This is a genomic window from Candidatus Solirubrobacter pratensis (assembly GCF_000425945.1).
Lineage (GTDB): Bacteria > Actinomycetota > Thermoleophilia > Solirubrobacterales > Solirubrobacteraceae > Solirubrobacter > Solirubrobacter pratensis.
This window is the reverse complement of sequence record NZ_AUEK01000006.1, coordinates 147,355-160,821: the sequence shown is the minus strand read 5'-3', so window position 1 is coordinate 160,821 and position 13,467 is coordinate 147,355. Positions and strand designations below refer to the sequence as shown.

7 protein-coding genes are annotated in these 13,467 nt (G+C 69.0%); 3 read left to right on the top strand and 4 right to left on the bottom strand.

Annotated elements, in window-relative coordinates:
- The first annotated feature begins 3 nt into the window (after positions 1-3).
- Both H958_RS0104545 and rph read left to right on the top strand, forming a co-directional pair.
- Positions 4-2,610: a M14 family metallopeptidase gene (locus H958_RS0104545; protein ID WP_051323818.1), complete on the top strand. Its 2,607-nt coding sequence runs from the start codon at positions 4-6 to the stop codon at positions 2,608-2,610.
- 417 nt (positions 2,611-3,027) lie between these two features.
- The gene (rph, locus tag H958_RS0104540) at positions 3,028-5,640 is read left to right on the top strand and encodes a rifamycin-inactivating phosphotransferase (RefSeq protein ID WP_028057785.1); all 2,613 of its coding nucleotides are present in this window, start codon (positions 3,028-3,030) and stop codon (positions 5,638-5,640) included.
- A gap of 484 nt (positions 5,641-6,124) precedes the next feature.
- On the opposite strand, the gene H958_RS0104535 is transcribed toward rph, so the two are convergent.
- The 4 genes from H958_RS0104535 to H958_RS0104520 form a co-directional block, all read right to left on the bottom strand.
- Positions 6,125-6,442: a hypothetical protein gene (locus H958_RS0104535; protein ID WP_028057784.1), complete on the bottom strand. Its 318-nt coding sequence runs from the start codon at positions 6,440-6,442 to the stop codon at positions 6,125-6,127.
- Between the two features lie 418 nt (positions 6,443-6,860).
- A complete protein-coding gene (locus tag H958_RS0104530; protein ID WP_028057783.1) occupies positions 6,861-8,219 on the bottom strand; it encodes an ABC transporter permease in 1,359 nt (452 codons plus the stop codon).
- Positions 8,216-9,172, bottom strand: a complete 957-nt coding sequence (locus tag H958_RS34985; protein ID WP_037409267.1) for an ABC transporter ATP-binding protein — start codon at positions 9,170-9,172, stop codon at positions 8,216-8,218. Before H958_RS34985 ends, H958_RS0104530 begins: the two co-directional genes overlap by 4 nt.
- Before the next feature lie 70 nt (positions 9,173-9,242).
- Positions 9,243-12,137: an alkaline phosphatase family protein gene (locus tag H958_RS0104520; protein WP_051323817.1), complete on the bottom strand. Its 2,895-nt coding sequence runs from the start codon at positions 12,135-12,137 to the stop codon at positions 9,243-9,245.
- Positions 12,138-12,399: 262 nt separating this feature from the next.
- Between H958_RS0104520 and H958_RS0104510 the strand changes: the two genes are divergently transcribed.
- Positions 12,400-13,446 carry a trans-sulfuration enzyme family protein gene (locus H958_RS0104510; protein WP_028057781.1) on the top strand — a complete coding sequence of 349 codons (1,047 nt, stop codon included), beginning with the start codon at positions 12,400-12,402 and terminating at the stop codon, positions 13,444-13,446.
- The last annotated feature ends 21 nt before the right edge of the window (positions 13,447-13,467 follow it).

The window sequence follows — 13,467 nt, the reverse complement described above, 5'->3', positions numbered from 1 at the left end:
GGTATGACGCGCAGACTCAAGGCGGCGTTCGCCGTTCCCTTGGTGGGTGCGGTGGCCGTCGCGATCGGTGTTTCACTGTCTCCGGACACGACGGTCGCGAGCAGCGCCGCACAGACCGTGCCGACGCCGGAGTCGGTGTTCGGCTTCGCGCCGTGTACTGACTACAAGCTCGCGAATTACACGCAGATCTCGTCGTACTTCCAGAAACTCGACAACACGAGCGACCGGCTCAAGCTCATCAACGCGGGCAAGACGTCGGAGGGGCGCGATCAGATCATGGCGATCGTGTCGGCGCCCGAGAACCTCACGCCCGGCAACCTGGAGAAGTACCGCGGCATCGCCGACCGGCTGGCGCATGCGCGCGGGCTCACCGACGATCAGGCGCGGCAACTCGCCTCGCAGGGCAAGGCCGTGGCGTGGATCGACTTCGGCATCCACGCGACGGAGGTCGGGCCGCCGCAGACGGCGCCGCAGTTCGCCTATGACCTGGTCACCAGCGACAGCGCCGAGGCCAAGTCGATCCGCAAGAACGTCATCACGCTGTTCGTGCCGAACGTCAACCCGGACGGCGGTGAGTCCGTCCCGGACTGGTACATGAAGTACGTCGGGACCCAGTACCAGGACTCCAGCTATCCCGAGCTCTACCAGAAGTACGCGGGCCACGACGACAACCGCGACTGGTTCATGTTCAACCTGCCGGAGACCAAGAACCTCGGCAACGTGCTGTGGCACCAGTGGTATCCGCAGCTGGTCTACAACACGCATCAGACCGCGGCGTACCCGGCGCGGATCTTCCTGCCGCCGTTCAAGGACCCGATGAACCCGAACATCCCGCCCGAGGTGGCGCGCGGGATCAACCTGCTCGGCGACGCGATGACGCAGCGGCTCGACCGCGAGGGCAAGACCGGCGCCGTGTCGCGCCAGCAGTACGACCAGTGGTGGAACGGCGGCCTGCGCTCCGCGCCGGCGTTCCACAACCAGGTGGGCATCCTGTCCGAGACCTCGCACGCCTCCGCCACGCCGGTGTTCGAGGACCCGGCGAAGTTCCCGAAGACGTTCCCGTACCAGGGCGTGTCGACGTCGGAGCCGTCGGCGTTCTACCCGAGCCCGTACAAGGGCGGTTGGTGGCATCTCAGCGACAGCTGCGGCTACATCGAGTCGACCGGGTGGGAGTACCTCCACACCGCCGACACCGATCGCGAGAACTGGCTCTATGGCGCGTATCGCATGGGCAAGCAGGCGATCGACGCCGGCGGCGACAACGCCTACATCATCCCGTCCGACCAGGCCGACTTCGCGACCGCCACCAAGATGGTCAACGTCCTGCGGCAGGCCGACGTCGAGGTCGAGCAGGCGCAGTCGGCGTTCACCGCCGGCGGCAAGACGTACCCCGCCGGCAGCTTCATCGTCCGCGAGGCGCAGCCGTTCCGGGCGGACGTCGTGGACCTGATGAACCCGCAGACCTATCCCGACCGGCGCAACCCGGACGGCTCGCCCGAGGCGCCCTACGACATGGCGGGGTGGACGCTGCCCTACCAGATGGGCGTCAAGGTCGAGAAGGTCGAGAAGTCGTTCCTGGTCAACGCAAAGCCGGTCGACACCGCCGCGGTGCCCGCGTTCCGGATGCCGGCGACGACGCCGGGGTACGCGTATGCGCTCGACCCGCGCGTCAACGACTCCTACACCGCGGCGATGCAGCTGCTCAAGGCGGGCGAGACCGTGACGCGTACGACGAGCGCGGTCCAGACCGACCAGGGCACCTGGCCGGCCGGGACGTTCCTCGTCGGCGTGCGTGCCGGTGCCGATACGCGCATCAAGGCGCAGGCGAAGCAGCTCGGCCTCACGGTCGCGGCGGTCGCCTCCGCGCCGGCGAACGCGGTGTCCGTCGGCGCGCCGCGGATCGGGCTCTACCACGGGTGGGGCGGCAACTCCGACGAGGGCTGGACCCGGTACGTGCTCGAGGGCTTCAAGTTCCCGTACACGCAGGTCCATGACGACCAGGTCCGCGCCGGCGCGCTGCGCGACAGCTACGACGTGATCGTGCTGCCGGACGCCTCCTACAACAGCATGCTGCGCGGGCTCGCGGCGGGGTCGCACCCGGCGACGTACACGGGCGGCATGACACAGGCGGGGGTCGACAACCTGAAGGCGTTCGTCCAGGCCGGCGGCACGCTCGTCACCGTCAACGACGCGGCGCAGCTGCCGATCCGCGGGTTCTCGGGCTTCCCGATCACCGACGTGACGGCCAACGTCCCGAGCACCAGCTACTACTCGCCGGGCTCGATCCTCGCCACCGACGTCGACACGGGCACCCCGCTGACGTGGGGCCTGCCGGACAAGCTCGACGCCTACTCGGACGGCAGCCCGGCATTCTCGGTCAACGCGGGCGCGTCCGGCGTCACCACCCCGGTGACCTACCCGGCGTCGAACATCCTGCGCAGCGGCTGGCTGCTCGGGGAGAGCCTGATCGCCGGCAAGACGGCGGTCGCCGACGTCAAGTACGGCGCGGGCCAGGTCGCGCTGCTGGGCATCAGCGTGCAGCACCGTGCCGAGGCGCACGGCACGTACAAGCTGCTGTTCAACTCGCTGTTCCTCGGGGCTGAGAAGTAGGGCCCCGCTCCACTCGCACGCGGAGCGCCGGGACGGACCGTCCCGGCGCTTCAGCACGCGGGCCGCGAGGATGCCGGGCGCGAACGCCGGCAGGCGGATCCGGCACAGTTGTGCTTTCCTGAGCGCGTCGCGTTCGTCGGCTGCATGGGCGCCCTAAGACGGAGGCACGGTGCAGGAAGCGCACATCGAGAAGACGCCTGAGTGGCAGGTGCCCGACGGCGGCGGTGGGGATCTGCCGCAGCCGGTGCGTGTACGTCCGCCGAAACCCTTCCGCAGTTGAACAACTGCCGCGCAACCCCTCCACTTTCAGAGTATCGCGGCCCGGGGGGCTTGTTTCAAGCCCCGGGGTGTGCTCCATAATCGCTCGCCGCAAGCGACGAAGGGAGCAGCGCGATGGGGACGGAGGAGCATGCGGCGATGAGCGCTGGAGGCGATTCCGACTGCTACGTGTTGGGATTCCAAGAGCTCGACGAGACGCAGGTCGCGGTCGTCGGGGGCAAGGGCGCGCAACTGGGGGAGCTCTCGCGCATCGAAGGCATTCGCGTGCCGCCTGGCTTTTGTGTCACGACGGACGCCTTCCGGCGCGTCATCGGCCAAGCGCCGTCGATCGACGATCGGCTCGATCGGCTGTCGCGCCTGAACCCAGGCGACCGGAACGCGATCCGCGAGCTCAGCGCGGAGATCCGCCGGACCCTCGAAGGGATCGCCATGCCCGACGACGTGGCGACGGCGATCACCCTCGCGCTCGCCCGTCTCGGTGAGCAAGCCGCCTACGCCGTCCGATCGAGTGCGACGGCAGAGGACTTGCCGACGGCCTCCTTCGCGGGTCAGCACGACACGTACCTGAACATCGTGGGGCCGGCCGCGATCCTGGAGCACGTCAGCCGAAGCTGGGCCTCGCTGTTCACGGAGCGTGCCGTGACCTACCGGCTGCGGAACGGCTTCGACCACCGGAAGGTCGACATGGCCGTCGTCGTGCAGCAGATGGTCTTCCCGCACGCGGCCGGCATCCTCTTCACGGCGGACCCCGTCACGTCGAACCGGAAGGTCGCCTCAGTGGAGGCCGGCTTCGGCCTTGGTGAGGCCCTGGTCTCCGGTCGGGTGAACGCCGACGTCTACAAGGTGCGGGACGGCGAAGTCGTCGCCAAGGCGGTCGGTACCAAGCGGCTTGCCGTTTGCGCCGCGCCGGCAGGCGGGACGCAGGAGCAGACGATCGAGGCGGAGCGGCAGGAGCAGCCGGCTCTGACGGATGCGCAGGTCGTGCGGCTCGCGCGGCTGGGCCGGCGCGTCGAAGCGCACTTCGGCCGTCCCCAGGACATCGAGTGGTGCCTGGTGGACGATGGATTCCAGATCGTCCAGAGCCGGCCGATCACCACGCTCTTCCCCATTCCCGCGGCCGGCGACGGAGAGAACCACGTCTACGTCTCCGTCGGTCACCAGCAGATGATGACCGACCCCATGAAGCCGCTGGGGCTCTCCGTGCACCAGCTGATCGCCCTCCCGACGATGCACGAGGCCGGCGGCAGGCTGTTCGTCGACGTCGCCAAGCGCCTGGCGTCGCCGGCGACCCGGGCCGGCACCCTGACGGCCCTGGGCACATCCGATCCGCTCATCGGAGACGCGCTGCAGACCATCCTCGATCGCGGCGACTTCATCCCGTCGATCCCGGACGACGTCGCCGGCGGCCCGCCGGCCGGCGGCGCGCCGGCCCCGATCGAGACCGACCCGGCGATCGTCGCCGAGCTGGTCGAGCGCAACCAGGCGTCCGTCGCCGTCCTCGAGCGCGACATCCGGACGAAGTCGGGAACGGCGCTGTTCGACTTCATCCTGGCGGATATCCAGGAGCTGAAGCGGATCCTGGTCGATCCGCAGAGCATGCGGGTGATCATGGCCGGGATGGAGGCCACGTGGTGGCTCAACGAGCAGCTGGAGGCGTGGCTGGGCGAGAAGAACGCGGCCGACACGCTGGCGCAGTCGGTCCCTCACAATGTCACGTCGGAGATGGGGCTGGCGCTTTTGGACGTCGCCGACGTGATCCGCCCGTATCCGGACGTGGTGGCCTTCCTGCAACAGGTCGAGGACGAGGACTTCCTCGACGAGCTGCCCGGACTCGCCGGCGGGCGGGAGGCGCGAGACGCCATCCGGGCCTACCTCGACAAGTACGGCATGCGCTGCGTCGGCGAGATCGACATCACGAGGCCGCGCTGGAGCGAACGCCCCTCCACGCTGATGCCCGTGCTCGTCGGCAACATCAAGAACTTCGAGCCGGGCGCCGGCCCGCGGCGCTTCGAGCAAGGGCGGCGGGAGGCGTGGGAGAAGGAGCAGGAGCTGCTGGAGCGTCTGCGGGCCTTGTCGGACGGAGAGCGCAAGGCCGACGACACCAAGCGGATGATCGACCGCGTCCGGACCTTCAATGGGTATCGGGAGTATCCGAAGTACGGCATCGTCAGCCGCCATTTCGTGTACAAGCAGGCCTTGCTGGCAGAAGCCGAGCGCCTCGTCCAGGCCGGCGTGCTTCGTGACAAGGAGGACAGCTTCTATCTCACATTCCAGGAGCTCGCCGAGGCCGTGCGCACCAACGAGGCGGATGACCAGCTCATCACCCGGCGCAAGGACGCGTTCAGGTCGTATCAAGCGCTCACACCGCCGCGGGTGCTCACGTCGGAGGGCGAGGTCATCGCCGGGGCGTACAACCGCGCGGACTTGCCGAGCGGAGCGCTGATCGGCCTGCCGGTCTCCGCCGGGACCGTCGAGGGGCGGGCTCGCGTCATCCTGGACATGGCGGACGCGGAGTTCGCACCTGACGACATCCTCGTCACGGCCTATACGGACCCGAGCTGGTCGCCCGTGTTCGTCGCGATCAAGGGTCTGGTGACGGAGGTGGGAGGCCTGATGACCCACGGCGCGGTGATCGCCCGGGAGTACGGCTTGCCCGCCGTCGTGGGGGTGGAGCACGCCACCCGGCTGATCCGGGATGGCCAGCGGATCCGCCTGCACGGAACGGACGGGTACGTCGAGATCCTGACCTGACGGCCCTGCCGTCATGACGCGCTCTCCTACGCCCGGCTAGCGAGCGATTCGCGTCGCCGCGAACGCCCCTCAATGCGTTCCGACGGCGCGACGGCCGCCGCCGTGCGCTGGCCTCCGGACCCGGCGTTGGAGGGATCCCGCGGGTTGGAGGCTTGATTCGCGCTCAGCGAATCCGCGATCGGCGCGTCCGTACGGACAGTGCGAGTTTGCTGCACGGTGCGGTGCGCTTCGCGATCGAAGGCATTCGCCGTGCAACCGCGACAGCCACTGCTGGACCCGACACATCACCCGCGTGTTGTTGGCGATCCCGTCGACCGCGCGCGCCGCCCGTCAGCGCCGAGACGCCCCTCTCGCATGTCCGGATGCGGCGGGACGCTTCCCCACCTGATGGCTCAGAGCCAGTATCGGGAGCGACGCCGGCGGCGCCGCCGGTCGGCGATCCCACGCCACCCCTCCCAGGTGATCCAGCCGCCGATGATCAGGCTCACGAGCCCGATCCAAACCCGGACGCCACGCCCAACGCGCCCATCGCTACGAAGCCGGGACCCAGGAGCGCCATCGTCCAGTCGTTCAGCACGGGAAGGACCCGCTCGAGCCGTCGCTCGAACGGTGTTCCGGGCGACATTGCCCGAGCCACGATTCCTGCCGGGCTGCGCTTGATGAGCGCAACGACCGCGCACACGACCACGAGACTCGCGGCCAACGCGATCAGCGCGACCACGACGCCATCGTCGAGCGTCGTCCGCGTGAATGCGGTGATACCGGTCACGATGAACATGATCAGCGCGCCGGACCTCGCCATTGCGCGGCAATCTACCCGGCCAGCCGGGAACCGCCCCCCACGGGAGAAGTGACGCACCCGCAGATCGAACCCCAAGACGCTGGCCCGCCGACCGGCGGGCGGCGTCGTGCATGTTCCCCCACTGCGGATGCGTCAGTCGCCGGTGCGGCGCAACCGGCTACGAGTCGTTCGCCGACGATCAACGCCAACCCCACACACGCTCGCAATATGTCAGCGACCACCAAGCGCGCTCGCACTCGCCGGACGCGGCACACGAGCCCGACCAGCCTGACTGCTGATTGCACGATATGGGCAAGGCCGCGCATGTGCTGCTTCAGGTTCTCCGGCCGTCGGCGGCGGCGGCGAAGCCGCCGCCTTGATCGCGTGGAGAGACTCGACTGGCGACGCCGGGCCGCCGAACGTCTGCAGCACCGTGGCCTTATCTAAGCGATATGGGGGTCAGCAGATCGACGGAGCCGTCGAACTGCCAAAGGGGATTTGGTGCATCACCCGTGGAGGTGTGGACCTGGAAGAAGCCGTTGACTTGCTGTGGTCCGTCACCGTCGGCGACGTATCGCCCGTCTGGGGTGACGTCGAGCTGATAGATGGCCGAGCCGGTTGCCGTGGCACCCGGGATGTGCCACGTCACGACACACCGCCAGTCGTTGCCCGGTCCCAGATCCTCGACAAGTGAACCGCCCCTATCGCAGGAGGCGCTGGTCCGCAGGTGCGCCTCCGTGACATCGGGGCGATGCAGCTCTCCAGTCTGCATGCGGTACAGATGGGCGAACGCCGTCGCGAGGGAGCGGTCCAGCTTGGCTTCGTCGATCCCGGAGCGGGAGGCCGGCGTGGCGCCGGCGATCACCCCGACGGTGACGGCGAGCAGAGCCGCGAGTGGCAGCACCGCTCGCACGAGAACGCGGCGGCCGATCCCGTCGTACGCCAGGTCGGTGAAGTCGCGGCGCATGAAGAGCCGGTAGGCCAGCGCGGTGGCGGCCGCCGCCCAGGCCAGGCTCACGGTGACGCCAACGACAAGGGGGCCGGTCTGGGCCGGGTCGGTGAACAGCCCGCGCCAGGCGATGAAGGCGTAGCTCGGCAGGGCGACGCGCACGACGACGGGCATCGGAAGCAACTGCGCGACCTGCAGCAGCAGGGCGAGCAGCGCGGGGATCACCAGCCCCATGGGAGAACGGCCGAGCGCCACCGAGCCGAGCAGCCCGACCGCCGCGAACGCCAGCGTCGGCGCCAGCGCGCCGGCCCAGGCGAGCAGTACCGCACCGGCTGCCTGCCCCGGCGCGAGCAGATGGCCGTCGAGCCCTACGAGCGGTCGGTTGCCGACCGCTAGCAGGCCGCCGATGACGCCCGAGGCGGCCAGTCCGGCCGCGAGCAGCATGACGACGGTGAGGCTCGCCAGCGCCTTTGCCGCGAAGATCCGCCGCGGTGACCGCACGGCGACGAGCAGGTGTCGCCACGTGCCGAGCCGGTCCTCGGTGGCGAAGACGTCGCCGGCAACCAGAGACGTCAGTAGCGGCAGCAGCCAGCTGCAGGAGAACGCCAGGACCACCAACGGTCCCGCCCAGCCGGTCTGACTCATCCAGCGGCCGAAGACCGTGTCCGACGGCAACGAGCTCTGCTGACTGATGATGGCCACGAGCAACGCCGGGCCGAGCCAGCAGGCCCCCAGCGCCAGGCGGACCGGCCACTGGGCCAGCAGCTTGATCAGCTCGAAGCGGTAGCCGCGCAGAACGGGTGCCGGCCGTGCGCCGGCCAGCGGTTGCGTGATGGCTTCGGAGGTCACAGGTTCTCGTCCTCGCTCGATACGTTCGCGGCGGCGGTCAGGGCCAGGAAGGCCGCTTCGAGCGGCGCGACGACAGGCGCCAACTCGCGCACACCCACACCGGCGCCGACCAGGCGCGCGACCAGGTCGTCCAGCGCCGGCACCGCGGCACGCACCAGGAGCGCCTCGGCGTCGTGACGCTGGAGCAGGTCGTCGTCCGGGAGCACGCGCAGCTCCGGCGTCTCGGCCGCAACCCGCCGGGCCGCGGCGGGATCGGAGGTACGCAGCCGGTAGTCCAGCTCGTCGCTGCCGGCGGCGAGCATGCTGATCGGGCCGGAGAAGACCACCCGACCGGTGGCGAGGAGCGTGACCTCGCTGCACAGCGCGGCCAGATGATCCATCCGGTGGCTGGACAGGACGACCGAGGTGCCATGCGCCGCCAGCCTGGTCAGCACACGGTGCACGTGGCGGGTACCGGCAGGATCGAGGCCGTTCGCCGGTTCGTCGAGCACCAGCAGCCGAGGCCTGGTCAGCAGCGCGGCGGCAAGCCCGAGACGCTGCCGCATCCCGAGTGAGAAGCCGCGAATGCGGTCGTCTGCGACGTCGGTGAGCCCGACCTGCTCCAGCGCGTCGCCGACGCCGTCGGAGCCGTCGCCGCGCAAGCGGGCCAGCGCGGCGAGGTTCTGCCGGGCGGTGAGCGAGGGATACAGACCCGGCCCGTCCACGAACCCCGCGACCCCGTCAGGAAGTCCGAGCTTCCTGCGTACCGGACTGCCGAGAACCTCCAGGTCCCCGCCGTCGGCCTGCGCCAACCCGAGGAGCAGGCCCAGCAGCGTCGTCTTCCCGGCCCCGTTCGGCCCGACCAGACCATGCACCTGGCCCTGCGCGATGTCGAGGTCGACGCCGTCGAGGGCGACCACCTCGCCAAAGGACTTGCTGACCCCGCGCGCACGAACTGCAAGCGTTTCATGCATTTCGATCCCCAAAAATGCGACGGCCCGCCGGAGAGCCGGCGGGCCGTCGCGTTGTGATGCTGTTCAGCCGTCAGTCCGTGTCCGGGCTCGGGATGGAGCCACCCGGAACCTGCGACGGAGCGTAGATCTTGGAGTCACCAGGGTAGGGGACCTTCCAGTCGTGGGTCTCGTACCACGTGTACCGGTTCATCTGCTCCGGGTTCGCGTAGTCGGGCACCGCACCGTTGCCGGTGGTGTGCTGCTTGCCGAGCCAGGTCTGCCAGGCATCGGCGGTGGCCTGCTCGTCCGCGGGCACCGCGTTCTTCTCGGCCTGCGCCTTCTGAAGCGCCGTCGCCGGGGCGCCGGTCTGGCCCAGGGTATCCAGGCCGCAGGCCGGCGCGGTCTTGATGGCCTCGGTCAGCGGCACCTGGTTCGGCACCGCGGTGAACGGCGTGAGGTCGGCCTTCTTCGTGAACGCGCCGTACATCGGCGTCGCCGCGGCGACCTTCTGGTTCAGCGGTTGCGCGCCGAGGATCTGCTCGACGGTGCGCACCATGGTGATCTGCGAGTAGTACGTGCTGTCGACCACGCCGTGCACCGCCCACGGGCTGATGATCTGGACCGGCGCACGGTGCCCGTCGATGTGGTCGGCACCGTCCTGGCTGTCGTCCTCGACCACGAAGATCGCGGAGTCCTTCCAGTACTGGCTGTGCGAGATCTCGTCGACGATCTTGCCCACCGCGAGGTCACCGTCGGCGACCTGCGCCTCCGGGCTCACCGGACCACCGGTGTGGTCGCTGGAGAGCCACATCATGTTGAAGTTGGCGGGGCCGTTCTTCTCGAAGTCCTGCTTCCAGATCTGGTACCGGTAGGTGTCCGGGATCGCGGTGTCGAACGGCGGGGACTGCGGGTCGCTGATGGCGTTCAGCGACGGGATCACCGAGCCGTAGTTGCCCTTCAGCGCGGGGGCGGTCAGCTGAGCCGGGTCACCGCCGGCCTCGACGTTATTGACCGCGCAGTAGTACTGCTGCCACGAACCGGACGGCTTGCCCTCGGTGTACTCGAACTCACCGTAGTTGCGTGCGGTGTTGCCGGCATCCTCGATCGCCGTCCACAGGAAGCCCGAACGCTGGTGGCCCAGCACGTCCTCCTCGGTGTCGTAGCTGCGCTGGTACTCACCCGCGGACGACTCGGTGTACTCGGGGTTGTCGCCCTGCATCAGCCAGTTGTGGCCCTCGGCGGAGTTCGTGCCGACGTCGTACACGTTGTCGTAGAGACCGAACTGCTTGGCCAGCGCGTGCTGGTTCGGCGTGACCTTGGCTCCGAACTGGGCCAGGGTCGGGTCGCCGTTGCCCTCGGGGATGTCGCCGTACACCTGGTCGTAGGTGCGGTTCTCCTTGACCAGCAGGAAGACGTGCTTGATCGTCGACGGGTCGCCGATGCGCTCAGGGACCGCCACGGCCTTGTTCTTGTTGCCCTTGGCCTGCTGGACGTCGCTCTTGTCGCCCCAGCCGTTCTGAGCGAAGACCGTGTTGGTGTCCTTGGCGATGACCTTGTCGCTCGGAAGGGTGAAGCGGGTCAGCGAGGCGGTGGTGCCGTGCGTGCCGTGACCCACCGCGACCGTGGTGCCCTGACCCTTGTTGAACGAGAGATTGGGGCCGCGCGCGTCGATGCCGCGGGTGTTGGTGACGACGATTTGCTTGCCGACCGTCGCCAGGGTTGCCGGGTAGTAGTCAGTGGGTACCAGGCCGATGTAGTTCACCGGCTCCTTCGGCTGGCCGTTGTACTGGTAGACGGCGACGGCGTTCGCGCGGCCGAGGGTGACCAGCAGGTGGTCGTCCTTCGTCATCGCGATGCCGGTGGGCGCGTACCCGACATCCGACGAAGGCCACGGCTTGGTCTCGATCGTCTGCAGGACCTTGTCCTTGGACGTGTCGATCACCGAGACGGTGTCACTGTTCGTGTTGGCGACGAACAGCGTGTTCGCAGGAGGTTGATTCGACTTCTTTCCGGCGGTGCGATCGTTGTCCTGGACGTACATCGCGGTCGGGTGCAGGCCGACATCGATGGATCCGACCGGTGCTGACGGCGTCGCGGTGTCGATGACGCTGACGGTTCCGGTCGTCGACGTGCCGTGGTATCCGTCGGCGGGCACCTGGGTGCCGTAGGAGCCCATGGTCGTCTCGCCGGGCCGGGCCTGACGGCCGCCCTCGTTGCTCACATAGAGCTTGCTGCCCACGAAGGTGAGCTCACGCGGGGCGATGCCGACGTTCCACGTCTGCTTGACCGCACCGGTGCCGGGGTCGAGCGCCACGACGGTGTTCTGTCCGTTGATCGCGGCGTACAGGGTGAACCCGTCGGGCGAGTACGTGGTCTGGCCCACCAGTGCGGAGTGGCCGTTCACCTTCGGGATCGAGACGGTGGTCGGCGTACCGAGCGTGCCGTCGGCGTTGACCGGGAACCGGGCCAGGGCGTCTTGCTGCGGAAGCCAGAGGAACTTGCCGTCCGGCGAGTACGTCGGACCTTCCTGACCGACGCTGTTGTTCGTCAGCTTCTGGTTGACGCCGGATGCGGTGCCGGCCGTCCAGATGAGCTTGTAGCTCGTCAGGTCGAAGATCTGTAGGGCGACCGACCTGTCGGTGCTGCTGGCCGCGAGGAATCGGCCGTCCGGGCTGACCGTCGAGCCCATGAACTTGCCGAACTGGGTGACCAGACGGTCACCGAGCGGCTTGAGGATCTGGTCGCCCGAGACCTGGATCCCGTTGGCGTACGTCGTGCCGACGTGGTTGGCGCCAAATCCCACTGTCGACGCGTAGGTCACTCCCGCCCCGGCGAGGACGGCAGCCGTGGCGCCGGCCGCGACGATGCGGGATCGGTGGCCGGTCTCGCCGAAGACCCCGAACCGTCTCGATACCGGTCGGCGTTGTCGTGTTACTTGCGTGTCTATCCCTTCGACGCGATCCGTCGTCTTGGACCTTCTTAGCATCAGTTACCCCCTGCGTATGAGAAACCCGGCAGCGGAATCCTTAGGACTGCGACCGGGCGCGTGGGTAACGCGCTCGTGAACGATGAAGATCCGATGAACTGTCGCGGAGCCCAGCATCAGGTGCCCGTCGGGAGCGGTGAGGGCGAGCGGGATGGTCGGCAGCAGGCCAAGCGGCGCGGGTGCTCGTCGTCGAAGAGCCCGAGCTGGTGCTCGTCGCGCCGGACGACCCCGGCGAGGAGCAACTGGGACTCTTTAGGCACCTATGAAGCCAGAGACCTGGGCCATCGTGGGTGGCCGGCCCGAACGCGTGCCCGGCGCACCCCTGAACACCCCGCTCGTCCCCGCATCGAACTTCGTGCTGGGCACCGAGCGCCTATACAGCCGCACGGAGGCGACCGAGACCTGGGAGGCCTTCGAGGACGTCCTTGGCGGGCTCGAGGGCGGCCACGCCGTGTCGTTCTCGTCCGGCATGGCGGCGTGCAACGCCGTGCTGAGTCAGCTGCCGACTGGGGCGCACCTCGTCATTCCCGACGACTGCTACCAGGGCGTCGCCGGAATCGCCGAGGCCGGCGCGCGCGACCACGCCTGGCGGGTCGAGCGCGTCCCTGCGCCGGACACGAAGACCTGGATCGCCAAGCTGCTCGAGGCCGACCTGGTGTGGATCGAGTCGCCGACGAACCCGCTGCTCGACGTGGCCGACGTGCCCGCGATCTGCGCCGCGCCCCGCAAGGACGGGGTGCGCGTGGTCGTCGACAACACGTTCGCGACGCCGCTGCTGCAGCAGCCGCTGTCGCTGGGAGCCGACGTGGTCATCCACGCCGCGACCAAGTTCCTCGGCGGCCACTCGGACCTGCTGATGGGCGCCGCGGTGGCCAAGGAACAGGCGCAGCGGGAGCTGCTGGTCACGGCGCGAAAGCTCTACGGCGCCACACCCGGCGCGCTGGAGGCGTTTTTGGCCACGCGCGGCGTGCGCACGCTGCCGGTGCGGCTCAAGACGGCGATCGCGAGCGCTGTCGAGCTGGCGGCGCGGCTCGACGCACACCCGGCGGTGCAGCGGGTGCGCTACCCGGGCTTCGGGGCGGTGGTGAGCTTCGAGCTCGCCGACGCGGAGACCGTCGACCGGGCATGCGCGGCGATCAAGATCATCTGGAACGCCACCAGCCTCGGCGGCGTCGAGACGACGATGGAGCGCCGCAGCGTCCACCCGGGCCAGGAGCACGTCCCGGGCGGACTGATCCGCATGAGCGTCGGCTGCGAGGACGTCGACGACCTCTGGGCCGACCTCGAGCAAGCGTTAGGCGGGCTCTGATCCCGCCGGCGCCGCGGCGTG